Raw genomic sequence first — 23,038 nt, forward strand, 5'->3', positions numbered from 1 at the left:
TCGTCGTCGCACCGGCGTGCGCCGGTGCCGTCTCGCCGTCCTCCGTGCCCCGGTGCGCCGCCGGTCAACCACACGACCGGGTGGCTCACCAGGTGTCGACGTGCGGCCGCACCCGGCCCTGCGGCCGCGGTGTGGCCGCCGCCTCGCGGGTGAGGGTAGCGATCCAGCGGCGGGTGTCGGCGGGGTCGATGACGTCGTCGATCTCCCAGTGGGCGGCGACGTTGAGCCCGCGGCCGTTCTCGTAGGCCGCGGCGACCGCGGCGTCGTAGGCGGCCTGCCGCTCGGCGTCGTCCTCGATGGCGGCGAGCTCCCGGCGCATGCCCAGCCGAACCGCACCCTCCAGCCCCATCGGGCCGAACTCGCTGGTGGGCCAGCCGACGGTGAACCGCGGCACCTTGGTGCTGCCGCCGGCCATGGCCTGCGCGCCGAGGCCGTAGGCCTTGCGGAGGACGACGGTCCCCATCGGCACCGACAGGTTGGCGCCGATGACGAACAGCCGGGCGAAGTGGCGCACCGTCGCCGTCCTCTCCGACTCGGGGCCGACCATGAAGCCCGGGGTGTCGCAGAGCGAGAGCACCGGCAGGCCGTGGGCGTCGCAGAGCTGCAGGAAGCGGGCGGCCTTGTCGGCGGCGTCCGCGTCGATGGCGCCGCCGAGATGGGTGGGCACGTTGGCGAGGACCCCGATCGGCGCGCCCTCGACCCGGGCCAGGGCGGTCACCATGCCGGCGCCCCAGCCGTCGCGGAGCTCGAGCACGCTGCCCTCGTCGGCGAGCGCGGTCAGCACCGCCCGCACGTCGTAGACGCGCTTGCGGTTCTCCGGCACCAGGTGGCGCAGCAACCGCTGGTCGGGTGCGGTCCAGCCGTCGACCGGCCCCTGGAAGTAGGAGAGGTACTGCCGGGCCGCGGCGACGGCGGCCGCGTCGTCGGCGACCCGGATGTCGACGACCCCGTTGGCGTGCTGGACGTCGATCGGCCCGATCTCCTCGGGGGCGACGACGCCGAGGCCGCCGCCCTCGATCATCGCCGGGCCGCCCATGCCGATGTTCGCGTCCTCGGTGGCGATGACGACGTCGCAGGTGCCCAGCAGCGCGGCGTTGCCGGCGAAGCAGCGGCCGCTGGCGATGCCGACGGTGGGCACGAGGCCCGAGAGCCGGCCGAAGAGGGTGAAGGCGGCGGTGTCGAGCGCGGAGACGACCGGGTGGTCGACGTCGCCGGGCCGCCCGCCGCCGCCCTCGGCGAAGAGGACGACCGGCAGCCGCCGCTTCTCGGCGAGCTCGAACAGCCGGTCCTTCTTGAGGTGGCCGCGCATGCCCTGGGTGCCGGCGAGGACGGTGTAGTCGTAGGAGACGACGACGGCCGGGTGCCCGCCGATGTCGGCCAGCCCGCCGACGACGCCGTCGGCCGGGGTCTTCTCCTGGAGCTCCGCGCGGCTGCGGCGGCGCTCCTGGGCGGCGAAGACCAGCGGCCCGTACTCCAGGAAGCTGCCCTCGTCGACGAGGTCGGCGAGGTTCTCCCGCGCCGTGCGCCGGCCCTGCGCGTGCCGCTTCGCGACCGCCTCGGCGCGGTGCTCGTCGAGCCCCTGCTCGTGGCGGCGGCGGACCTCGGCGAGGTCGGGGCGGTCGGCCTCCAGGTCGATCGCGGCGGCGTCGGCCGCGGCGTCCCCGTCGGCGTGCTCCACCTCGGCGAGGAGCTGGCCCTGCCGGACGGTGTCGCCCATCCGCACGGCGACGCGCCGCACCGTGCCGCCGGCCGGCAGCGCGACGACGTGCTCCATCTTCATCGCCTCGAGGACGACGACCGCTCCCCCGGGGTCCACCGCGTCGCCGGGGCCCGCCGCCACGGCGACCACCGTGCCGGGGACCGGTGCGCGCAGTCCTCCACCGGCCTCCGGCGCGGGCGCCGCACCCCCCACGAACTCGGCGAGGTGGTCCTCGACGAACGTCGTGGTGGCGGTGCCGACCTCCGGGTGCGCGAGCAGGGCACGGAGGAAGGCGGTGCTGGTCGGCACGCCGTCGACCCGCACCTCGCCGAGCGCTCGGCTCAGGTGGCGCAGGGCGTCCGCGAGGGAGCCGGTGCGCTCGTGCACGACCACCTTGGCCAGCAGCGGGTCGTAGCGGGGGCTCTGCTCGGCGCCGGGTCGCGCGGCGGTGTCGACGCGCACCCCCGGGCCCCCGGGCAGCGCGAGGGCGGTGATCGTGCCGGCGGCGGGGACGGCGCCGTCGGTGGTGACCGTCTCCGCGACGACGCGTGCCTGGACCGCGGTGCCGAGCGGCCGGGGCGCGCCGTCGGCGAGGCGGAGGTCCGCGAGGGTCGCGCCGGCGGCGACCCGCAGCTGCAGCCGCACGAGGTCCAGCCCCAGCGTCTCCTCGGTGACGGTGTGCTCGACCTGCAGCCGCGGGTTGCACTCGAGGAAGGTGAACCGGTCGGGGTCGTCGGCGGAGACGAGGTACTCCACCGTGGCCAGGCCGCGGAAGCCGTCGCCGACGATTCCGCGCGCCGCCGTGGCCAGCCGCGCGCGGACGGCGTCGGGCAGGCGCGGCGCGGGGGCGATCTCGACGACCTTCTGCCGGTTGCGCTGCAGGGAGCAGTCCCGGTCGCCGAGGGCGACGACGCCGCCCCGCCCGTCTCCCAGCAGCTGCACCTCGATGTGGCGGGCGCGCTCGAACAACTCCTCGGCCAGCAGGTCACCGTTGCCGAACGCGACCCGCGCCTCGCCCCGCACCGCCGCCACGGCTGCGGCGACGTCGTCACCCCGGCGCACCACCCGGGTGGCCCGCCCCCCTCCGCCGAACCGGGCCTTGAGCATGATCGCGCCGACCTCGTCGAGCAGGTCAGCGACCGCCGCCGCGTCCCCGTCGGCCGCGCGCAGGACGGGCACGCCGGCCTTCGCCGCCCGTGCGCGGGTGAGCGACTTGTCGCCCAGTACGGCCAGGTCCTCGGCGCTCGGCCCGACGACGGTGAGGCCGGCCTGCGCGCACGCACGGGTCAGGTCGGGGGTCTCGGAGAGGAAGCCGTAGCCGGGGTGGACGAGGTCGCAGCCGGTGGCGAGCGCGGCCTGCACGATCGCCGCGGCGTCGAGGTAGGCGGCCGGCCCGCTGCCGGGGAGGACGTGCGTCTCGTCGGCGGCGGCCAGGTGGGGGGCGTCGGGCTCGTCGGCGGCGGTGACGGCCACCGAGGTCAGCGCCTCGGCGGCGGCGGCGCGGGCGATGCGGACGGCGATCTCGCCGCGGTTGGCGATGAGCAGGCGGGCCACCCGGGGATGCTCGCACGCGCCCCGGACGGCGCCGTGGCCCCGGTCACCGCGGCCGGGCAGCTCCGCTGCTCAGCCCGCCACAGGTTCTCCGGAGACAGTCGCCCTCTGCCCCGCCGGAGTGGGCAGAGCGTGAGCACCCGACCGACACCTCCCCGGCACAGTCGCCTTCTGCCCCGCCGGAGTGGGCAGAGAGTGAGCGCGCCACCGAGATGTCCGGGGCACGGTCGCCCTCTGCCCCGCCGGAGTGGGCAGAGAGTGAGCGCCCGACCGACACCACCGGGGCACAGTCGCCCTCTGCCCCGCCGGTGTGGGCAGAGGGCGACTGTCCACAGATGGTCACCAGGGGTCGTGCCCCACCGCTCCGGTGGAGAGGCTCGGCCGGTGACAGACGACGGTGGGCCGGCGGAGTTCGACCTGTGCGGTCTGGTGCGGCGGATCCGCCGCCGGGCGGACCTGTCCCAGCGCGAACTGGCGGCGCGGTTGGGCGTCTCCAAATCGACCGTGGCGGCCGTGGAGTCCGGCGACCGTGGCATGGACGCCGGGATGCTGGCGGCCGCCGCGCGGCTCGCCGGCCTCCGGCTCGGCCTGCTCGACGCCGCGGGACGACCGGTCGCCGGCATGGCGGCGGGCACGGTCCGCGACAGGGTCGGCCGACGGTTCCCCGCCCATCTCGACACGATGCTGAGCGAGGAGCGCGCCTCGCGGTGGGAGCACCAGCCCCGGCGACCACGACCGACGTACACCTTCGACCGTCGAAGCCCCTGGGTGGACTCCGCCGACCGCGAGCGCGACCGCCCGGACGACCACCTCGTCCCCCGGCCCGGCGACTCCCCGGAGGAGCGCGCCGCCGCCCGTCGGGCGGCCGCCGCCCGACGGCGGCAGGAGGAGCTTCGGCGGCGATTCGAGTCGGGAGCCTTCCGGCACCTCGACGACGGCTGGTCGTGCGCGTGCCCACCGGCATGCGACGAGCTCGACGACAGGAGCGGCCGGCCGGTGCACGTCGAGGACTGCCCGTGCGGCTGCGACGTCGGCTGAGGAAGCGACTACGAGATCGGAGTGGACGAGCACGCAGAGTGCAGGAGCGCCGCCATCCGGAGAAGTACAGGGCCGAACACGCCCCGTCACGAGGAGCAGAGGCGGCCCGCCCGGGGCCGACGGATCTCCCGTGGTCGGCCCGCGAGTCGCGGTCCCGAGGCCCCCGCGCGAGCTCCGCTTCGCGACCCCGGCGCGTGGCGTGTGGCCGTTTTGTGACCTTTCCGTGACCGACCTAGCGTCGTCGCCGGTCCGGCCGGGCTCCCCCGTCACCACCCCCGGTGACACCCGGACGGACACCGCCGAACCGGGCTCCGGCGCACGCCGGAGCCCGGACCGGGGACCCACCGCAGTAGTGGGGTGAAGCGCCACCGGCCTGTCCGGGGCGCCGGGCGCGTTCCCCGCCCGAACCCGTCAGCTCACCCGGTAGGCGGTTGTCGGAGAACAGGAGAAACCGTCGTCCATGACGACCACTCGTACGACCACCACCCGTCGCTCGCTCCGCGGAGCGACGCTCGCGCTCCTCACCGGTGCGGGGATCGCCCTCACCCCGTTCACCGCCACCGCCTCCACCGGTGACGGCGGCGGCGGCACCGGCACCGGCACCGTCGTCACCACCACCGCCGTCGCCCCCAACCACGCCGCGCAGGTTGCCGTCGACACCGCGCTGGCGCAGCAGGGGAAGCCCTACATCTGGGGCGGCACCGGCCCGGGCGGCTACGACTGCTCCGGCCTCACCTGGTCGGCCTACCAGGCGGCGGGCATCGAGATCCCGCGGACCTCCCGCGCCCAGTCGACCGCCGGCTACTACGTGGACCGGGCCTCCCTGCAGCCCGGCGACCTGATCTTCTTCTACGACCCGGTCGGCCACGTCGGCATGTACATCGGCGACGGCCTGATGGTGCACTCCTCGACCTTCGGCAACCCGGTCGCGGTCGTGCCCGTCGACAGCATGTGGGGCTACAACACCGCGCGCCGCATCGTCTGAGTAGCGCCTGCGACGGCGGGTCCCCGGTCGTCCGCGCACGACCGGGAACCCGCCGCGCGGCTACACGTGGCGCAGGGTCGCGCGCTTCAGCCGGATGATCAGCCGCATCCCACCGGACTCGGCCAGCTCCTGCTTCCGCGCGCGCAGCTGCTCACCGAGCTCCTCGAGGCGCTCCTCCCCCAGCGCGTGCGACTGGGGGAACATCCGCTCCTCCTCCTCCATCGTGTGGTGGCGCACCGTCTTCTCCAGCATGCGCACCTCGGTGGTGAACTGCGGGTCGGTGACGTCCATGCGCATGACGGTGGCGACCTGGTCGTCGATCTGCCGGTGCTCGGCGTGCGCGAGGGCCAGCAACGGGGAGACGTCGGGGACGGCGGGGTAGAAGAGCTCGTCCTCGATCTGGGCGTGGATCTCGATCTCGCGCAGGAACTCGTCCCGGAGCTCCTCCCGGCGGGCGGCCTGCGTCTCGGTCGTCTCCGCCAGCTCGCGCAGCAGCCCGCGCAGCACGTCGTGGTGCGCGATCAGGACCTCGTCGGCCTTCACCGGGACGCCTCCTCCACCGTGGTCACGGCCGTCGGGGTGCGCCAACGGGCCCGCCGCCGCACCTCCACCGCGCCGTCGCGGACGCGGGTGTCGTAGCAGGGCAGCGGCGCCGTGGACGGCCCCTGCGCCGGCTCCCCGGTGTCGAGGTCGAACCGCGACCCGTGCCACGGGCACACCAGCTCCTCCCGGTGCAGCCACCCCTCCCCCATCGGGCCGCCCAGGTGCGGGCAGCGCCCGCCCAGCGCGCGCACCTCGTCCTCGGTGCGGATCAGCACGACCGGCACCCCGTCGGCGTCGACGTCGAACGGCTCGCCGTCGGGGAGGTCGGCGAGCCGGGCCACCGGCGTGAACCTGCGGGGCGACCGGCCGGCCGCGGAGTGGTCGACACCCAGCCGGTGACGGTAGGAGAGCGCACCGCCCAGGTAGCCGCTGGCCAGGACGATCGCGTAGCCCGCGGCGGCAGTGACCCGGGCCCGCACCGCGCGCCCACGCCCCCGGTCCACGAACGACCACGTCTGCAGCGCGAGCGCGGTGCTGTTGAGTGCGGCGTGCACCAGCCCGACGCGGCGCGCCTCGTCGTGGGCGTGCTGCCAGTCGGTCATGCCGGTCGCGGCGGCGCCCACCGCGCCGGCGATCCCGAACCCGACCACCGTGCGCGCCGCCTGGCCGGTGCCCGGGCCGCCGCGGCCGGTGGCGTCGAGCCCGTCGAGCAGCGCGGCGGCACCCCAGGCGCCGATCGGCACGGTGACCAGGAACGGGTGCAGCGGATGGCCGAACCAGACGCCGTGCAGCAGGTCCTGCAGCGGGCGGGCGTAGCGGCCGGCCAGCAGGAAGGTCAGCGAGATCCCGTGCTCGACCTGGTAGCTCGGCGCGTCCAGCACCTCCATCCGCTCGACCCGGCTCACCGCCCGCTCGAGGAGGTTCCGGACGCTCACCGGTGCGCGTCTTCCGTGGCCATGCCCGGACCCGTGCCCAGCCCGCCGCGGCGGAAAACGGGAGGTGGCGGGCTCGTGCGCCCGCCCGGATGGTCGTAGCGTCCGGCGGCATGGCTGATCGAGCGTTCCGGACGGTGCTGGAGGGCGGCTCCTTCTTCGAGGGTCCGCGGTGGCACGACGGGCAGTGGTGGGCGTCGGACTTCTACCGGCACACGGTGAGCCGGGTGACGCCGGGGAGCCCGGAGACCGTCGTCCTCGAAGTGGAGAACCAGCCCTCGGGGCTGGGCTGGCTGCCCGACGGCTCGCTGCTCGTGGTCTCGATGAAGGACCAGCGGCTGCTGCGGGTCGCCGACGGCCAGGTGTCCACGCACGCGGACCTCTCGGGGGTCTGCGGCGGCTACCTCAACGACATGGTGGTCGACGGCGCCGGCCGGGCGTACGTCGGCGACTTCGGCTTCGACCTGATGGGCGGCGGCGCGCCGGCGGCGGCGTCGCTCAAGCGGGTCGACCCCGACGGCACGGTGACCGTCGTCGCGGAGGGGTTGCGCTTCCCGAACGGCTCGGTCATCACCCCCGACGGCGGGACGCTGATCGTCGGCGAGACCTGGGGCAACCGCTTCTCGGCCTTCGACGTCGCCGCCGACGGCTCGCTGGGCCCGCGGCGCACGTGGGCCGAGTTCGGCCCGGAGCCGGTGGGCGGCTCGGTCGAGGAGCTGATGGGCCAGGTCGTCGTGGGACCGGACGGCTGCACGCTGGACGCCGAGGGGCACGTCTGGGTGGCCGACGGCTTCGGCTCGCGGGTGCTGCGGGTCGCGCCGGGCGGGCAGGTGGTCGACGAGGTCGCCGCCCCGGACGGCCTGGGCACCTACGCCTGCGCGCTCGGTGGCGAGGACGGCCGGACGCTGCTGCTGTGCTGCGCCCCCGACTTCTACGAGCACACCCGCGCACCGGCGCGGGAGGCGGTGCTGGTGTCGACGGAGGTCACCGTCCGGCACGCCGGCTTCCCCTGATCCCACCCCGGCAGGCGGAAAGGGCGGCCGGGGAGCCCGCGGGCACCCCGACCGCCCTCGCGGTCCTACCGACGGATCAGGGGGTCGCCGCCGTGAAGGCGCCCTGGCCGACCCGCTGGATCTCACCGGCCGACGGGATGCCGAGGAAACCCGCGATGCTCCACGCCGAGGCGTACAGGTGCCCGCCCTCGATCTCCAGGCCGGTCGGCATGGTGACCTGCGCGGTGGCGCGGTCGCCGTCCCGCTCGATCCGGGTGAGCTCGCCGACCGTCGACGGGTCGAGGTCCGCCGGCGGCGGACCCTCGCCCATCGGCGCGCCCTCGAGCACGTTGGACACGTAGACCGTGCCCTTGTGGTCCACGGCCACCCCGGTGACGCTGGTCAGGCCCTCGATCACGTCGACCTGGTTGCCGTGCTGGTCGAGCACGTAGACCCGCGCCGCCCCGGGCACCTCGGCCCCCAGCGTGCCGACGTAGATCTTCCCGTCCGGCCCCTCGGTGATCTCCGTGGGCACCGGGTCGCACCCGACGGTGCCCGGGTTGTTGAACGCCTCCGCGCACCCGTCGACGTCGGTGACCACCGGCGGGACGAAGAAGGTGCTGATCTCGCCGGACTTCCGGTCGATGGAGAGGACGGCGTTCGCGCCCGCGTCGGAGACGAGGATGCGGTGGGGCTGGGCCAGCACCGAGAACGGGTTGGACAGCGTCTCGAACGGCTCCTCGCCGACGAACTGCTGCTGGCCGTCCGGGTTGTTGTCCAGCTCGTACTGCAGGAGGTCCCAGGTCCGCAGGATCTCCCCACCCGGCGTGGCCTCCACCAGCTGCTGGCTGGGCAGGCCCTCACCGGCCTCCGGCGGACCGGCGAACTCGCCGATGGCGACGTAGATGAGGCCGCGCACGTAGTCCACGCCCTGGGCGTTGCCCAGGCCGGACAGGATGGTCTGGGACCGTCCTCCGCGCGGGTCGATCCAGGTCACCTCCCCCGTGTCGGACTCGGCGACGATCAGCCGGCGACCCTTGTACTCGCTGAGCTGCCGTGGTCCGTCGAGCCCTCCGACGACGGTGGTGACGTCGCCACCCGGGGCGTGCCCCTTGCCGTCGTCGGCACCGGCCGCCGTCGGTGACACGACGACCAGCGCCATGGCCGCGGCTGCACCCGCCGCCGCCTTGATGTACCGCATCTTCTCTCCCTCGATCGACTCCCCCGTGGAACGCGGGGGAACCTGCCAGGGGGCTGTGCGCCGCGGGCCGGTCGTCGATCTCGCTCAGATCACGTCCGTGCGCGCCGTCACCCACCGCGGTCGCCACAGGCAGGCGCGGTGAGCATTTCGGTGCCCGGTGGTCCAAAGGGCCAGGTCAGGAAGGGGTGCGGCACTGTCCGGCGGGGTGATCCGCCGTGCACGGTCCACCGGTCAGCCGGCCAGGTGGGCCTCGAGCCGGTCGAGGAACGGCAGCTGGGCCTTCACGATCCGCGCCCGGGCCGTGGCGAGGTCGAACCAGGCGGCCCGGTCGACCTCCGGGAACTCCTGCACGCGGCCCGAGCGCGGCGGCCACTCCAGCGGGAACGTGTTGCTCACGACGGCGTCGACGTCGAGGTCGCCCTCACCGGTCCAGACGGCGAGCAGCTTGCGGCCCTTCAACTCGCCGAGCGGGTGCAGCGCCGCCGCGGGCACCGGGAAGCCCAGCTCCTCGGCGAACTCCCGGCGCGCGGCGGCCTCGCCGTCCTCGTCCGGGTCGTGCTCCCCCTTGGGGATCGACCAGGCGCCGTCGTCCTTGCGCGCCCAGAACGGCCCGCCCATGTGACCGAGCAGCACCTCGACGCCGCCGCCGCCGCGGCGGTGGAGCAGGATCCCGGAGCTGCGGACGGGCGGCACGCGGACAGCCTGGCAGAGACCGCGGGGCATCCCGCCCCCTCTCCCCGCCGGGTCCACGAGCCAGTTCCCGTGCGGGGGCTGTCGGGACAGGGGTCGGCCCCGGTGCGGGAGGGACTAGTCGGCTTTCAGCGGCCCACAAGTGCCCGGGGCCATCCTCGGCGATGACCGGGTCGCCGCGCCCGACCTCCCGGTCACCGGCGCCCGGGCCTGCGTCACCGGCTTCGGCGCCTCGCGGTTCCGGGTGCACGTCCCGAGCATCCCGGGACACCGATCCCTGTCGCCCGGGACGCCCCCCTCCCTAGCGTCGACCCCACTGCTCCGCCCGACCAGACGAGGTGCCATGACCACCGCGGTCCTCCCCCGCCCCGCCCCGACCGTCGCGCCGCCGGCCCTGACCCCGCCGGCCCCGCCCGCGACGCCGGGGACCGCGGCCACCGCCTACCAGCGCGTGCTGCACCGGGCCGTGCTCCGCGAGCTCCGGCTGCTGGCCGATCTCGCGTCGTGGGTGACCACCGACGACGCCGCCCGCGTCGCCGAGCTCACCCGGCACGCCGACCTCGTCGCGCGGGTGCTCCTCCAGCACCACGCCGTCGAGCGGGAGCGGCTGTGGCCCGCGCTGTTCCGCTCCCTGCCCTCCGCAGCGGAGGAGCGCGCCCGGCGGCACGTCGTCGCGTGGACCGGCCGCACGTCGCTGCTGGACAACCGGCTGCGCGACCTGACCACGGTGGCGCGGCAGTGGACCGTGACCGGCGCCCCGCCCGCGCGGGACGCCTTCGTGCGCGCCTGCCTGCGGGTCGCCGACGCCGTGGCGGGGTCGACCGCGGCGGAGGAGGCCGAGCTGCTGCCGCTGCTGGCAGAGCACCTGCCGGCCGGCGAGTGGACGGCGGTGTGCCGCGCGGCGGGCACGAGCCTCTCGGGCCGCGAGCAGATGCTGGTGCTGGGCCTGCTGCTCGAGGACGCCTCGGCGATCGACCGCGCCCGCGTGCTGGCCGGCCTCTCCCCCGCCGTCCGCACCGCCTGGCGCGCGGCCGGCCGCCGCGACTTCCGCGCCGCCGTCGTCCGCCTGCGGGGCGCGCCGCCCGCGCTCTGACCCGGCCCGGATCGTCGGTCCCCGGCCGTACGTTGACGGGCATGGGGAACGGGGACGGGCTGGACGCCCACTTCTGGCTGAGCTACCTCAGCGAGGTGGGCACCGGCCTGCTCGTGCGCGCCCAGTGGGAGGGCATGCGGATCGCCCGCGACGCGGAGGTCGCCGGCAGCGTCGCCGATCCGCTGGCCCTGCTGCCCGAGGGCGCGGAGGTCCGGCTCGACCAGCGCCTGGGCGACCAGCGCACGGTCGTCGCCGCGTGGGGTGGGGTGCTCGCCCGGGTCGAGGGCGGCGGGCAGGTCACCTCGATCGACGTCGTCGGCCGCGACCGGGGCGAGGTCGAGGCGGCGGTGGACCACCTCGCGACCGGGGCCCGGCGCGCGGCCACCCTGCCCGAGGGCTCGGTCCGCGTGCGCTTCTGGTCGGAGCGGGACGGCGAGGGCTCGATGACGACGAGACGGGTCGAGGCGCCCGCGTGGCCGGAGGTGACGGCCAACTACGCGGCCCGGACGGCGGGTGCGCTCGGCGAGCTGATGGCGTTGCCGTCGCCCGCGACCCGGGCCGGCCGGCTGGTGCTCTGGCACGGCGCCCCGGGCACCGGGAAGACGACGGCGGCCCGCGCGCTCGGCCGGGCGTGGTCGGGGTGGTGCCAGACCCACTACGTCATGGACCCGGAGCGGCTGTTCGACAGCCCCCAGTACCTGCTCGACGTCGCCGGGGCGAGCGATGACCGGGACGACCAGAAATGGCGCCTGGTGATCGCCGAGGACTGCGACGAGTACCTGCGCGCGGACGCGAAGCTCCGGGCCGGGGCCTCGCTGGGCCGCCTGCTCAACCTCTGCGATGGCATCCTCGGCCACGGGCTGCGGGTGCTGGTGCTGCTCACCACGAACGAGGACGTCGGGCGGCTGCACCCGGCGATCACCCGGCCGGGCCGGTGCCTGGCCCAGGTCGAGTTCGAGGCGCTCTCGGCCGCCGAGGCGCGGCGCTGGCTGGGCAGCCGGGGCACCGCGCCGGAGGGGCCGATGACGCTGGCAGAGCTCTACGCCGTGCGGGAGGACCGGGTGCGCGACCCGGGGCACCGGGAGGAGCCGGGCGGCTACCTCTGAACCGGCGTTCGCGCCACCCACGGCCGCGGCGAGCGGGCACTCCTCATGCTGTGCAGGCCGGTTGGCGGACGGGGGTTCGGCGCTGAGCGGCCGCCGCGCGTCAGACCTCGTACAGCGCGTCGGGGCCTTGGGGGGCGTCGCTCTTGCTGACTGCGGCGTCGAGCAGGGCGTGCACGACGAGTCGCTCGCGGTCGGAGAACTCCGGGTGGCAGGTCGTCATGGTCAGCCAGGCCGCGGTCGCCGGCCCGTCCAACGGCCCACCCGGGGTAGGCGCGACCACGTTCGTCTGCCCCGGGTCGACGATGACGGTGCTGTCAATGCGGTAGACGTACCAGTGGTCGACCGTCTCCACGACGACGGCGTCGCCGGGGTCGAGTTCATCCAGCTCGAGGAACGGGCTGCCCTCGCCGACCCGGTGGCCGGCCATGGCGAAGTTGCCGACCTCCCCGGGCATCGCCGAGTTCACGAAGTGGCCTGGGCCGTCGGCGAGCACCTGTGGGTCGGTGCCCTCGATGACAGCGCGCGGCTTCCAGTCCGGGCCGAAGGCGGGGATGTGCAGGAAGGCGAAGGCGTCGCCGAACTCAGCCTGCGGCAGCGGTGGGATGGGCGTGGCCCAGTCGTCGCGCAGGCCGTCGCCGATGCGCTCTTGCTCGCGGTCGGCTAGCACGTCGGTGCCCCACACCTGATAAGCAACGACGAGCAGGATGGCGAGCCCGGTGGCGACCGCCAGGTAGGACAGAGTGCGAAACGCGCGGGTCATGAGCTGCGGTCCTGCGGAGATCCCGCCACCGACTCCGCCCGACGCGAGCGGCGGGGCGGAGCCGGCGGAACAGGGATCAGGCCGCCGAGCCTGACCGGCGACGACGGGTGGCGACTGCACCCGCGGCACCGGCGGTGAGCACTGTTGCCCCGAGCGCGGCCAGGCCGAGCACGTCGGCCCCGGTGTTCGGCAGCGCCCCACCTGGGGTGTCCTGCGGACGCTCGATCGTCACCGTCTTGGTCACCGTGGTCTCGCCGCCGCGCGAGTCGCGGACCCACAGCGTGACCGTGTAGTTGCCCGGTGCCTCGTATCGGACAACCCGGCTCAGCGCAGCCGGGACGTCGCCGCCGCCACCCGACTCGTTGCCATAGTCCCAGCCGAAGGCAATGAGCTCATCACCGTCCGGGTCCGACGCCGTGCCGGTGAGCCGAATCGTCTGCCAGTCGCTGTCGCCGGCGTCATCCCAGGTGAAGTCCACGACCGGGTTCAGGTTGTCCTGGACAAAGGCGAAGACGTTGCAGCCGAAGCTGAGCGAGGCGACGGTGACCTCACCGACCGGAGCATCGGGCCCGTACGAGTACCCGAAGGCGAGGACCGCAGCCGCGGGGTTCAGGTCGACATAGCGGTCCAGGTCACCGGTGAACTCGTGGCCGAGCTCGGATCCAGTGGCGTCGGTGTGCCACACGCCCGCGCCGTAGGAGTCGGGCTCGTAGACCAGGTAGTGGTCGAACGATCCGTCGCCGTTCTTGTCGACTGAAAGCTGATAAGAGAAGCCCTGCGGGAATCCGTCGGTGCCGAGGTCGGTCTCGATCACGTAGTTCGACTGGGCCGTGTAGTCCTCGAGCGGCACCGCACCGCCGGTGGCCCGGTAGCCGGCCGACTTGCCCTGGCTGGACTGCTCGGTGACGAACACATCGAGCCCCGAGGCCGTGAACTCGTACCCGCCGGTCGACCACGTCCCGGTAGTCAGGTCCCAGCCCTGCAGGTTCTGATCGGTCACCGTGGTCGTGCCGCAGCCGGAGGCTCCGGCGGTACCCGGAACGGCGACCGAGAGGGCGAGTGCGCTGCTGGCGGCTAGGGCTCCCGTGAGCAGCGTTGCGGTAGTGCGCTTCAAGGTTGGCCTCGCATCTGTCATGAGCGGAGCTCCCGCAGGCCCCCCCGTGACGCCGTGCGGGCGGTCACGCCTCTGACCGGCCAGATGAGGAGCGCTCCCGCTCCTTGCCTCCGACGTCGGTTGCCGTGACCACGTGGAGAGCCGCTGCCCCCCCGAGCCCCGAGATTGTTGACATTGGGTAGTCGAACCCGGCGCCGGGAGCACCGTTAATCACCCGTATGGGGACAGACGCGCTCGGATCCCGCTACTGAACGTGTTCGCAACTCCGAGGTTCAGTCACTGCGCCCGCGGCGGGGAGTAGGCGGGCAACGGGGTGGGCCAGGTCCGGTGACGGCGGTTTCCCCGCCCGGCCGCCGTACCATCGACTCTCGACGCCGACCTCAGGAGCACCGCCTCGTGGCCTCCGTCCCGCCGGATCCCCGCTCGACCCGCTGGCTCCGCCGTCGCCCCACCGAGCCGCTGCCGCAGGTGGAGCCGCCGCCCCGGCCGCGGTTCGACCGCCCTCCCCCCGCGGGCAACGACTGGTACTCCGGGCCGCCGCCGGCCGGTGGCCCGCCGCCGCCCCGCGACTGGCGCGGTGCGGCACCTCCGGGGCCGTACCCCTCGGCCCCGCCCGGCGGCGCCTATCCGCCGCCGCGGCCGAGGGGGCCGTTCCCGCCGCCACCCCCGCCGGCCCCGGCTCCGGAGCGCGGTCGCCGTCGTCGGCTGCGGGGACCACGTCGCCGTCGCGGGCTGGTCGGTCGCGTCGTCCGCGTGCTGGCGGTGCTCGCCGTCGTCCAGGCCCTGGTGGTGCTGTCGCTGCGCTGGGTGGACCCGCCGACGACGGCGTTCATGGCGGCCAACCCCGAGGGCGCGATCCAGCAGTCGGTGCCCGTCGAGCACGTGTCGCGGAACTTCCTCGCCGCGGTGATCGCGCACGAGGACGCGCAGCTCCCCTACCGCGACGGCGCCTTCGCGTGGGACGCGCTGTGGGAGCGGGCGACGGCGCACCTGGCCGGCGCGGAGGACCCGTCGGGGTCGACGATCCCGCAGCAGGTGGCGAAGAACCTCTTCCTCAACCAGGAGCTCAGCGCCTGGCGCAAGGGGCTGGAGGCGGCGCTGTCGGCCGAGCTGGCGGCGTTCGTCGACGACCGCCGGATGCTCGAGCTCTACGTCAACTACGCGCAGTTCGGGCCGACGGTCTACGGCGTCTGCGCGGCCGGCTGGTACTACTTCGACTCCCCGCCCGCGGAGCTCTCCGCCGCGGAGGCCGTGCAGCTGGTCGGGCTGCTGCCCTCGCCGGGGCACGTCCAGCGGGCCCCCGGCGGCGGCATGGACTTCGAGGTGGCCGACGGCATGGGCTGGCTGTCCCGCTCGCACGTGATCAACGCCCAGAACCGGGTGCCGGCGCACCTGGACCGGCTGGGCTTCACCCCGGTCGAGGACGCCGGCGTCACGGGGCTGGCCTCGGACCAGGAACCGTCGGCGGACGACTGCTCCACTCCCCCGCAGGAGGTCACCGACCTGATCGCCGCGGAGGGCACCGCCTGAGATCACGCGCCGGGGCCCACCCGCGGGTGGGCCCCGGCGTCGGGGTCAGCGGTTGCCGGCGTCCTTGCCCTGCTGGGCGTTGGGGACGACGGGGCGCGGCCGCTGCAGGCCGGCGTCGAACCGCTGGGTGACCTCGAGCTCGGCCGTGTCCGGAGCGGCGTGCCGCCCCAGCTGAGGCATCGTGAACTCGGCCGTCTCGTCGAGCAGGTGCTTGCCCACACCATGTCCTTCCGTGGAGGGTTTCGCCCAGCCTACGAGCGGGATCCGACGGTTTCCGGGACCTTCGCCGAAGGTGCAGGTCGGCTGTGACCAGTGGGGCGATCGGGGTGTCGCGGCTCGGCAGCGCGTCCGCCTGACCGCGTGCCCGGCCCTTACACGGCGAGCAGGCGGTGCACGTACTGGATCGCGATCCCGCCCTCGCCGACGGCCGAGGCCACCCGCTTGACCGACCCGTGCCGGACGTCGCCGGCCGCGAGCACGCCCGGGATGCAGGTCTCCAGCGGCAGGGGGCGGCGGCCGAGCGCGTCGGTCCCGGCGTTGCTCAGCTCGGACCCGGTGACGACGAAGCCCGCGGGGTCGCGCTCGAGGCTCGCCGGGAGCCACTCGGTGTGCGGCTGGGCGCCGATCATGAGGAAGAGCGCGTACGCGGGCACCTTCTCCTCCGCGCCGCTCGCCCGGTCGCGCAGGACGAGGTGGTCCAGCCATCCGTCACCGCCGCCGTCGACGACCTCCGTGCCGGTGCGGACCTGGATGTTCGGCGTCTCCTGGACCTGGTGCACGAGGTAGTGGGACATGCCCGCTTCGAGCGCGGCCGCCCGGACGACGAGGGTGACGCGGTCGGCGTAGCCGGCGAGGTGGATCGCGGCCTGCCCGGCGGAGTTGGCGCCCCCGACGATGAAGATCTCCCTGCCCGCGACGAGCGGCGCCTCGGAGGCGGCGGCGCCGTAGAAGACGCCGGCGCCGTGCAGCGCCTCGAGCGACTCGACACCGAGGCGGCGGTAGCTCGCACCGGTGGCCAGGACGACGGCCCGGGCCACGACCACCCCGCCGGTGTGCAGGTTGAGGACGATGCCGTCGTCCTGGGGCGACAGCTCGGTGACCCGCTGCATGAAGGCGAAGCGCGCGCCGAACACCCACGCCTGCTGCGAGGCGCGGCGGGCGAGGTCGGCGCCGGTGACGCCGCGCGGGAAGCCCAGGTAGTTGCGGATCGACGAGCTCGACGTGGCCTGCCCCCCGAGGCTGCCCGAGTCGATGACGACCGTCCGCAGGCCCTCGGAGGCCCCGTAGACGGCGGCGGAGAGCCCGGCCGGCCCGCAGCCGACGACGACGAGGTCGAAGCGCTCCCCCGACGGGTCGATGGTCTGCCCGGAGGACCTGGCGATGTCGGCGTCGCTGGGGTCCTCCATGACCGCGCCGTTCGGCATGACCACGAGCGGGAACCGCCGCTGGCCGACGTCGGCGAGGATGGCGCGGCCCTCGTCGGATTCGGCCAGGCAGAACCGGTGGGGCATGGCGCACCGCCCGAGCACCTCGCGCAGCTCGTAGGACCGGCCCGACCAGCTCTCGCCCACCACCGCGATGGTGTGCGGGACGCGGCGCCGCTCCTCGGCCCAGGCGAGCAGGAAGGTCGAGATCGCCTGGTGGAACTGCTCGTCGGGCGGCGGCGCGGGCCGCACCACGTAGTGGTCGATGCAGCCGCCGGAGATCGCCTCGAAGAGGGCGTCGCCGACGTCGGGCAGGCCGAGCTGCGCCCAGTCGATGAGGAGGGCGCGCTGGGCGTGCCGGAAGAGGCGCGGGACCTCGCCCAGGAACGCCGCGCCGGGCGTGCCCGCGAGGTCGTCGGCCGCGAGCACCAGGGCGACGTCCTCGCCGTCGGCGGCGAGCTGCTCCAGGGTGGCGAGCGCCTCGCCCGGGCTGGGCAGGCAGCAGATCCGGTAGTCGGCCTCGTACCGGGTGCGCAGTTCCCGCTGGACGGCGGAGAGCCGGGCGGGTTCGTCGTCGACCGCGACGATCAGCGGGACGGACATGGGAGCTCCGATGCGTCGGACGGCCCCCGCTGCCGTGACGGTAGGCGTGCGCCGCCCGGCGTACCAGGGTCCGGTGCGCGGGTCCGGCCCGAGGAGATGAGTTCGACTCCGCGCCACGGTCTACACCGCATCGACGACCGAGGAGGAGCGACGTGGCGCAGCTGCTGAGAGTGCAGAACTTCACCGTCTCCAGCGACGGGTTCGGGGCAGGTGAGGGCCAGAGCCTGGAGCGGCCATTCGGCCACGCCGATCCCATGGACCTCATGGCCTGGGCCGTGGCGACGGCGAGCTTCCCGCACCGCGCCGAGCCCGGCGGCAGCCGCGGCCTCGACGACTACTTCGTCCGCGACTTCGCGCACGGGGTCGGCGCCGAGATCATGGGCCGCAACAAGTTCGGCCCCCAGCGCGGGCCGTGGCAGGACCACGAGTGGCAGGGCTGGTGGGGCCCCGAGCCGCCGTTCCACACGCCCGTGTTCGTGATGACCCACCACCCGCGGCCGTCGTTCACGCTGTCGGACACCACGTTCCACTTCGTCGGCGGCGAGCCGGCCGAGGTGCTGGAGAAGGCGCGCGCCGCGGCAGGCGGCCTGGACGTCCGGCTCGGTGGCGGGGCCGGCGTCGTCCGGCAGTTCCTGGACGCCGACCTGGTCGACACCCTGCACGTGGTGGTGGCGCCGGTGGAGCTCGGCGCCGGGTCGCGGCTGTGGGAGTCGCCCGACGAGCTGCTCGACCGCTTCCACCGCGACGTCGTCCCGAGCCCGAGCGGCGTGACCCACCACCTCTTCTGGCGGAGGTGACGCGCTGCGGGTCCGCGCGTGGTAGCCCATGCGGGTGGACACGCGCACCCTGCTGCTGGGCGACTGGACGCCGGTGATCCGGGACGGCATCGACCTCCTGCGGCTGGTGATCCTGGGCGGGGCCGTCGCGTACGCGGTCGCCGGTGACTGGGGTGCGGCCGGGCTGCTGTTCTTCTTCGGCGGCATCACCGTCGTCGCGCGGCTGGTGAACCTGCCCCGGCTCTACGACCTGTCGTTCACCCTGGCGATGGCGCTGCAGGGGTTCGGCGAGGTGCTGGGCCTGTACGACCAGTGGGTGCGGTTCGACGACCTGGTGCACTTCACGCTGCCGATGCTCACCGCGCCGGTCGTCTACATCGCGCTGGCCCGGGCCGAGGTGGTGCCGGACCCGCGCGACGAGACCCACCTGCCGCACTACGTGGGGATCGCCGTCGTCACCGCGGCGCTCGGCATCTCGCTCGGTGCGCTGTGGGAGGTCTACGAGTGGCGCTCGGACGCGTGGCTGGGCACGGACCTGTCGGTGGACAACGACGACACGAACGGCGACCTGGTGCGCGACAGCCTCGGGTCGCTGGTCGGAGCCGCGCTGCTGGTGGCGTGGGCGCGGTTCGGCTGGGGGTCGGTGCGGCGGATCCCCGGGGTGAACACGCACGAGGACGTCGACGCCTGAACCTCAATCCAGCAGCAGCCGCCAGGTGGCGTAGCCGTCGTCGGCGGCGTTCCCGAGCCGGCGCCACTCGGCGGCGTCCGGGTTGCCGAGCACCTCGTCGAGCCGCCGCAGCCGGGTGCGGTCGCTGCCGGCGAACCGCTCGCGCTCGGCGAGCGGATCGGGAATCAGCCCGGCCATGAAGGCGGCGTCCCCGCTGTGCCGTTCCCGGTCGCGGGCATCGGTGGCCCAGGCGGCGGCCTTGAGCACCAGGGCCCCGAGCAGGTCCGGCACCGGGACGAGCGCCGTCCGGTCCGCCTTGGTCACCTCCACCGGCACCGCCCGCCGGAGGGCCTGGGTGCCGCCCTCGATGCGGATCGTGTCGCCACCCACGGTGCGCAGCCGCCGCCGCGGCGGGGTGTGGTCCGGCGCCAGGACGTCGGCCCGGGCCTGATCGCGGGCCCGGACGAAGCGGTAGACCTTGCCCGCGGCGTCCGGCTGCGGTTCGAGGTCGAGTTCCCGGACGGCGCGGACGCAGCGCACGAGTCCCGCGTCGTCGGTGAGCAGGTCGGCGAGGACGTCGACGTCCTGGCTGGCCCGCGTGGCTGCCCGCCCGGCGATCAGCCCGTGCAGCATCACCATCTGCCCGCCGACGAGCGCCCAGCCGGCCGGCGGCAGCTGCTCGGCGAGGTCGAGGACGAGCTCCCACAGCGTGTCCAGCGGACCGGCCAGCGGCGGCAGCTCGACCCGCGGCACCGGTGGGCCGGCGGCGGTCACCGGGTGAGGTCGCCCAGTTCGGCGGTGAGCAGGTCCAGGCCGGCCCGCCGGGTGCGCACGTCGGGCGACTCGGCGAGGTCGACGGCGACGACCGCGGCCGGCATGTGCGCGCGGCCGGTCAGGCCCAGCCCCTCGTAGCGGGGCACGCGCACGACCAGGTTGGGCTCTCCGCGCTCGGAGAGGCCGAGCTCGCGGCGCAGCCCGGCGAGCGCGCTCTCGGCGCAGTAGACCTCGGCCGCGGCGTCGGCGGCGACGATGTCGGCGCCGACAGCTGCCGCTGCCGTCAGGCCGGAGGGGACGACGCCGTCGGTTGCGAGCAGCCGCTCCCGGTAGGCGGGCAGGACCCGGAGCTCGTGTCGCTCGGCGCGGTCCCGGGCGGCGGCGACCAGCCGCTCGGCGTCGTAGCTCCGGAGCCGGGCGAGCAGCCGGGAGCGGTCGGCCGGCGGGAGCCAGTCGACGTCCTCACCGGAGAGCTGCCACAGCGCAGCCCATGCGGTTCGCGGAGCGAGGGCGCGTCCGGCCGTGATGGGCAGGCGGGCGCGACCCTCCACGGCGTCCTCGTCGAGCACGAGCGTCCGGCCGACCCGGTGTGCCGCGAGCTTTCCGGCCTGGATGAGCCGGCGGACCTGCTTGGGCTCGACACCGAGACGCTCGGCGGCCTGGTCGACGGTCAGCATGCCGATCCCCTCGTTGGCACAAACAGGTAGGTGACGGCCCCTATTGTGCCAACAGGGGGCGTCGGCGCCGTCCACGGCGCGCCGCTCAACTCGTGGCCACGTCGCCGGAGTTCGGGACCAACTCGACCCAGGTGGTCCCGGGCGCCAAGGTCACGGGGTCGCCGTCCGCGCCGGTCAGCTCCACCCGGTCACCGACGGCCGGCTTCGACCAGGTCGCCTCGACCGTGTGCCCGCCGGAGGCGACGAGGGCCGGCCCGCTGCCGGTCAGGATCGTCTCCGGAACGGGGTTGTCGGCCGGATCGCGGGCCTCCGTCTGCACGACGTCGACGCGCAGGACGACGACGTTGGTGGCACCGATCCGCGCGCCGCCCGCCTCGACCGCCGGAGCGCTCCCCTCGGCGCGCAGCCAGCGACCGACGGCGGCGCTCCAGGTCCACCGGGGACTGCTTATCCCCGACAGCGCGAGGTCCAGCGTGGTCGTCGGCTGCCCCGCCGCGACGGCGGTGGGCTGCTCACCCGTTTTCGCGTGCTCGAACTGGGCGCCCGGCGAGGCGGGGTGCGTGGCGTCGGCCTGGTCGAGGAGGGTCTGCGGCACGGCGTGGACGTTGTGCGGCGCCGAGCGGGTCGTCGTCCGGAAGAAGCCGTCGGCGCCGGAGTTCTGCGTGACCACCTGCAGCCCGGCGTCCTGAGCGGCGCTGACGTAGGCCGGCACGCCGCCGGAGAAGGCGAGCAGCCCGCCGAGCGGTGCGGCGATCGCGGCGTCCATCGGCCGGATCGACCGCACCGGGCCGATCTCCGGCGGCAGGGTGGAGTGGTAGACGGCGACGAACCGGGTGATGCCGCCCTCGACGACCTGCTCCCACACCATGTCCGCGGCGTTCAGCCCGGTCTGCGGGCGGGCGGCGGCGGAGTTCTCGATCTTCACGGCGAGCGCCGGCCGGTCGGGGACCGTGTCGGTCGGCACGCCGGTCAGCGGCCAGGCGGGCCCGGACGGCGACGTGCCGGCGAGCACCGAGTCGAGGAACGGCAGGGCTGACACGTGCGGCTTGACCGCGGGCCACACGACGACACCGGCGACCAGCAGCACCGCCAGCAGGACCAGCCGGCCCGCGCGCCCGGAGCGCGGACGCTTCTTCGCCGTCCTCCGCGTGGCCGCCCTCGGTCGCCTTCCGGAGCCCTTCGTGGAGCGCTTGGTGGACCCGCGGGCGGTCGTCGACCGGGGGCGGGGCCGTGATGCGGTCGACCTGGGCACGGGGAGCTTCCTGACTCGGGAACGGCTTGCCTCTTGTCTATCGGCACGGTCGGCCGGACCAACGACCGAGCCGCTCACCGGGGCGAGGCTGCTCGTTGGGTCGGCGTCGCCGGGTCAGCTGCCGCCGCTCAGCTCGACGTCGTATCCCCTAGCGGCTCGACCAGCTCGGCCAGCGGAGCCGGGCCGTCGTCCCCGTCGTACAGGTAGTCGAGGCGGCCGTCGGTGAGCACCGGACGGCTCATGATCGGCCGGATGCGGCGCGACCCGGCCATCGCGGAGGCGACGTCCGGGTGCGCGGTCAGGTCGCGCACGGTCGATGCGGTCGCGTTCATCATGGTCAGCGACCCGTCGCGGAACCTCCGGAAGGCGTCAGCGACCGGCAGCCAGGTCACCCGGTCGGCTTCGCCGCCGACGTCGCGGGTGCGCTGGCCTGCCGGGAGTGAGGCCAGGAAGAACCGGGTGTCGAACCGGCGGGCCGACCACTCCGGCGTGATCCAGTGGGCCCAGGGGCGCAGCAGGTCGGCGCGCAGCAGCAGGCGCCGCGCGGCCAGGAAGTCGCTGAGTGCCAGCGTGCCCTCGATGAGCGCCAGCCGGTCACGCTCCCAGTCCTCCCCCGTCGTGTCGGTGACCGGAGTGCCGTCCCGGTGCGCGGCGAGCAGGACGCCGGACTCCTCGAACGTCTCGCGTACCGCCGCCGCGACCAGCGCGGTCGCCAACTCGGCGTCACAGGAGAAGGCCGCCGCCCACTCGGCGGGCGGTGGCCCGGTCCAGTGCTCGGCTGCCTCCCGGTCACGGGGGTCGACCGAGCCGCCCGGGTAGACGTGCATGCCCGGAGCGAAAGCCATCGTGGGACGGCGCCGGAGCAGGTACACCTCGAGGCCGGCCGCGCCGTCGCGGAGGAGGACGACGCTGGCGGCATCGCGCGGCTCGACGACGTCGGTCTCACCGCGCAGGTACCGCTCGACGAGTTCCCTCCGATCGGCGGCCATGGCCGTCATGCTCGCAGCGGATGCACGGAACGCCGCATCGGTCGGGGAGGGTCGGGGCGGTCGGCGACCGAATCGACCAGCGGCCCGTCCCGGCGGATCCCGTAGCTGACCCAGGCGCGCTCCCGCGCGACGACCGGCCCCTCCTCGCCGATCTGCCGGCATCCAGGCGAGCACTCGCCGGTCCGTGCCGAGACGACGAAGCACGTCACGTTCGGCCAGCCGGCGGCGTTGCAGAACTCGCCGATGTCGCTGAGGACCCGTGCCGCGGCGAGCGGCGCCAAGCCCGGCTGCACCAGTTCGGCGAAGTCCTTGTAGGTCACCGGCGCAGCACCCCCGCGGGCGAGTTCCTGCAACAGCCGGAGCCCGTCAACCATGCGGCGCCGGCGCCCGACCGGCCATGCCGCCTGGTCGAGATGGCGAGACAGCGCGTCGTGCACCTGGCGCCTCCTCGATCCAACTCTGCAACCGTCCCCCAACATGCGACGCCGCATGGCAGAGCCGACCCGCCCCGAGTATGGCGGGGCGCCGGTCAGCCGCGCGCGTACCGGGGCAAGGCAGCTCGCCGTACGACCTCACCAGTGCCTCAGCCGACCCTTCGCGGCCGGGAGGGGATGTCCTCCCGGACCGACCGCCGGACCA

Annotated in this window: 22 protein-coding genes and 1 riboswitch; of the genes, 8 read left to right on the forward strand and 14 right to left on the reverse strand. The window is 74.8% G+C overall.

The genetic code is table 11. The features are described from left to right. Window positions 1-85 precede the first annotated feature (85 nt). Window positions 86-3,253, reverse strand: coding sequence for a carboxyl transferase domain-containing protein (locus ACI79P_RS13755; protein WP_456581618.1), 3,168 nt, complete (start codon window positions 3,251-3,253; stop codon window positions 86-88). Between the two features lie 381 nt (window positions 3,254-3,634). On the opposite strand from ACI79P_RS13755, the gene ACI79P_RS13760 reads away from it, so the two are divergent. Then, window positions 3,635-4,288, forward strand: a complete 654-nt coding sequence (locus ACI79P_RS13760) for a helix-turn-helix domain-containing protein (protein ID WP_456581619.1) — start codon at window positions 3,635-3,637, stop codon at window positions 4,286-4,288. Between the two features lie 287 nt (window positions 4,289-4,575). Then, window positions 4,576-4,733: riboswitch (cyclic di-AMP (ydaO/yuaA leader) on the forward strand. 15 nt (window positions 4,734-4,748) lie between these two features. Further along, entirely contained in the window at window positions 4,749-5,273 is a 525-nt protein-coding gene (locus ACI79P_RS13765; protein ID WP_456581620.1) for a C40 family peptidase, read from the forward strand. A gap of 60 nt (window positions 5,274-5,333) precedes the next feature. Here ACI79P_RS13765 and ACI79P_RS13770 read toward each other — a convergent pair whose 3' ends face one another. Further along, window positions 5,334-5,816, reverse strand: coding sequence for a hemerythrin domain-containing protein (locus tag ACI79P_RS13770; RefSeq protein ID WP_456581621.1), 483 nt, complete (start codon window positions 5,814-5,816; stop codon window positions 5,334-5,336). Then, a complete protein-coding gene (locus ACI79P_RS13775) occupies window positions 5,813-6,751 on the reverse strand; it encodes a Rieske 2Fe-2S domain-containing protein (protein WP_456581622.1) in 939 nt (312 codons plus the stop codon). Before ACI79P_RS13775 ends, ACI79P_RS13770 begins: the two co-directional genes overlap by 4 nt. Before the next feature lie 110 nt (window positions 6,752-6,861). Here ACI79P_RS13775 and ACI79P_RS13780 point away from each other — a divergent pair, with 110 nt between their 5' ends. Further along, on the forward strand, window positions 6,862-7,761 hold the full coding sequence (locus ACI79P_RS13780; RefSeq protein WP_456581623.1) for an SMP-30/gluconolactonase/LRE family protein: 900 nt from the start codon (window positions 6,862-6,864) through the stop codon (window positions 7,759-7,761). Between the two features lie 76 nt (window positions 7,762-7,837). On the opposite strand, the gene ACI79P_RS13785 is transcribed toward ACI79P_RS13780, so the two are convergent. Further along, window positions 7,838-8,941, reverse strand: coding sequence for a ScyD/ScyE family protein (locus ACI79P_RS13785; RefSeq protein ID WP_456581624.1), 1,104 nt, complete (start codon window positions 8,939-8,941; stop codon window positions 7,838-7,840). Between the two features lie 231 nt (window positions 8,942-9,172). Next, the gene (locus tag ACI79P_RS13790) at window positions 9,173-9,634 is read right to left on the reverse strand and encodes an NUDIX domain-containing protein (RefSeq protein ID WP_456581625.1); all 462 of its coding nucleotides are present in this window, start codon (window positions 9,632-9,634) and stop codon (window positions 9,173-9,175) included. 340 nt (window positions 9,635-9,974) lie between these two features. Here ACI79P_RS13790 and ACI79P_RS13795 point away from each other — a divergent pair, with 340 nt between their 5' ends. Together ACI79P_RS13795 and ACI79P_RS13800 are read left to right on the forward strand one after the other, a co-directional pair. Then, window positions 9,975-10,724, forward strand: a complete 750-nt coding sequence (locus tag ACI79P_RS13795) for a hemerythrin domain-containing protein (protein WP_456581626.1) — start codon at window positions 9,975-9,977, stop codon at window positions 10,722-10,724. 41 nt (window positions 10,725-10,765) lie between these two features. Beyond that, entirely contained in the window at window positions 10,766-11,830 is a 1,065-nt protein-coding gene (locus tag ACI79P_RS13800; RefSeq protein WP_456581627.1) for a DUF5925 domain-containing protein, read from the forward strand. A 100-nt stretch (window positions 11,831-11,930) separates the two neighbouring features. Here the strand turns inward: ACI79P_RS13800 and ACI79P_RS13805 are convergent, their stop codons facing one another. Together ACI79P_RS13805 and ACI79P_RS13810 are read right to left on the reverse strand one after the other, a co-directional pair. After that, window positions 11,931-12,590 carry a class E sortase gene (locus ACI79P_RS13805; RefSeq protein ID WP_456581628.1) on the reverse strand — a complete coding sequence of 220 codons (660 nt, stop codon included), beginning with the start codon at window positions 12,588-12,590 and terminating at the stop codon, window positions 11,931-11,933. A 76-nt stretch (window positions 12,591-12,666) separates the two neighbouring features. Beyond that, window positions 12,667-13,725, reverse strand: coding sequence for a PKD domain-containing protein (locus tag ACI79P_RS13810; RefSeq protein ID WP_456581629.1), 1,059 nt, complete (start codon window positions 13,723-13,725; stop codon window positions 12,667-12,669). Window positions 13,726-14,457: 732 nt separating this feature from the next. Here ACI79P_RS13810 and ACI79P_RS13815 point away from each other — a divergent pair. Continuing rightward, the gene (locus ACI79P_RS13815; RefSeq protein ID WP_456581630.1) at window positions 14,458-15,234 is read left to right on the forward strand and encodes a transglycosylase domain-containing protein; all 777 of its coding nucleotides are present in this window, start codon (window positions 14,458-14,460) and stop codon (window positions 15,232-15,234) included. Window positions 15,235-15,279: 45 nt separating this feature from the next. Here ACI79P_RS13815 and ACI79P_RS13820 read toward each other — a convergent pair whose 3' ends face one another. Next, window positions 15,280-15,453, reverse strand: a complete 174-nt coding sequence (locus tag ACI79P_RS13820; RefSeq protein WP_456581631.1) for a hypothetical protein — start codon at window positions 15,451-15,453, stop codon at window positions 15,280-15,282. 152 nt (window positions 15,454-15,605) lie between these two features. After that, on the reverse strand, window positions 15,606-17,261 hold the full coding sequence (locus ACI79P_RS13825) for an FAD-dependent oxidoreductase (protein ID WP_456581632.1): 1,656 nt from the start codon (window positions 17,259-17,261) through the stop codon (window positions 15,606-15,608). A gap of 152 nt (window positions 17,262-17,413) precedes the next feature. Here ACI79P_RS13825 and ACI79P_RS13830 point away from each other — a divergent pair, with 152 nt between their 5' ends. Next, a complete protein-coding gene (locus ACI79P_RS13830) occupies window positions 17,414-18,058 on the forward strand; it encodes a dihydrofolate reductase family protein (RefSeq protein ID WP_456581633.1) in 645 nt (214 codons plus the stop codon). Window positions 18,059-18,092: 34 nt separating this feature from the next. Continuing rightward, window positions 18,093-18,728, forward strand: coding sequence for a hypothetical protein (locus ACI79P_RS13835; RefSeq protein WP_456581634.1), 636 nt, complete (start codon window positions 18,093-18,095; stop codon window positions 18,726-18,728). A gap of 3 nt (window positions 18,729-18,731) precedes the next feature. On the opposite strand, the gene ACI79P_RS13840 is transcribed toward ACI79P_RS13835, so the two are convergent. The 5 genes from ACI79P_RS13840 to ACI79P_RS13860 form a co-directional block, all read right to left on the reverse strand. Then, on the reverse strand, window positions 18,732-19,481 hold the full coding sequence (locus tag ACI79P_RS13840) for a hypothetical protein (RefSeq protein WP_456581635.1): 750 nt from the start codon (window positions 19,479-19,481) through the stop codon (window positions 18,732-18,734). After that, window positions 19,478-20,158 carry a helix-turn-helix domain-containing protein gene (locus ACI79P_RS13845; RefSeq protein WP_456581636.1) on the reverse strand — a complete coding sequence of 227 codons (681 nt, stop codon included), beginning with the start codon at window positions 20,156-20,158 and terminating at the stop codon, window positions 19,478-19,480. Before ACI79P_RS13845 ends, ACI79P_RS13840 begins: the two co-directional genes overlap by 4 nt. An 85-nt stretch (window positions 20,159-20,243) precedes the next feature. After that, window positions 20,244-21,410, reverse strand: a complete 1,167-nt coding sequence (locus tag ACI79P_RS13850; protein WP_456581637.1) for a DUF3048 domain-containing protein — start codon at window positions 21,408-21,410, stop codon at window positions 20,244-20,246. A gap of 128 nt (window positions 21,411-21,538) precedes the next feature. Beyond that, the gene (locus ACI79P_RS13855; protein ID WP_456581638.1) at window positions 21,539-22,408 is read right to left on the reverse strand and encodes an NUDIX hydrolase; all 870 of its coding nucleotides are present in this window, start codon (window positions 22,406-22,408) and stop codon (window positions 21,539-21,541) included. Then, on the reverse strand, window positions 22,405-22,836 hold the full coding sequence (locus ACI79P_RS13860) for a hypothetical protein (protein WP_456581639.1): 432 nt from the start codon (window positions 22,834-22,836) through the stop codon (window positions 22,405-22,407). Before ACI79P_RS13860 ends, ACI79P_RS13855 begins: the two co-directional genes overlap by 4 nt. Window positions 22,837-23,038: the final 202 nt, after the last annotated feature.

The organism is Blastococcus sp. SYSU DS0510 (assembly GCF_054050835.1).

Excerpts from the sequence above, each read along its gene's own strand:
- ACI79P_RS13845 (WP_456581636.1), bottom strand. The coding sequence starts at position 20,158 with ATGCTGACCGTCGACCAGGCCGCCGAGCGTCTCGGTGTCGAGCCCAAG.
- ACI79P_RS13805 (WP_456581628.1), bottom strand. The coding sequence starts at position 12,590 with ATGACCCGCGCGTTTCGCACTCTGTCCTACCTGGCGGTCGCCACCGGG.
- ACI79P_RS13785 (WP_456581624.1), bottom strand. The coding sequence starts at position 8,941 with ATGCGGTACATCAAGGCGGCGGCGGGTGCAGCCGCGGCCATGGCGCTG.
- ACI79P_RS13810 (WP_456581629.1), bottom strand. The coding sequence starts at position 13,725 with ATGACAGATGCGAGGCCAACCTTGAAGCGCACTACCGCAACGCTGCTC.
- ACI79P_RS13765 (WP_456581620.1), top strand. The coding sequence starts at position 4,749 with ATGACGACCACTCGTACGACCACCACCCGTCGCTCGCTCCGCGGAGCG.
- ACI79P_RS13780 (WP_456581623.1), top strand. The coding sequence starts at position 6,862 with ATGGCTGATCGAGCGTTCCGGACGGTGCTGGAGGGCGGCTCCTTCTTC.
- ACI79P_RS13795 (WP_456581626.1), top strand. The coding sequence starts at position 9,975 with ATGACCACCGCGGTCCTCCCCCGCCCCGCCCCGACCGTCGCGCCGCCG.
- ACI79P_RS13800 (WP_456581627.1), top strand. The coding sequence starts at position 10,766 with ATGGGGAACGGGGACGGGCTGGACGCCCACTTCTGGCTGAGCTACCTC.
- ACI79P_RS13825 (WP_456581632.1), bottom strand. The coding sequence starts at position 17,261 with ATGTCCGTCCCGCTGATCGTCGCGGTCGACGACGAACCCGCCCGGCTC.
- ACI79P_RS13855 (WP_456581638.1), bottom strand. The coding sequence starts at position 22,408 with ATGACGGCCATGGCCGCCGATCGGAGGGAACTCGTCGAGCGGTACCTG.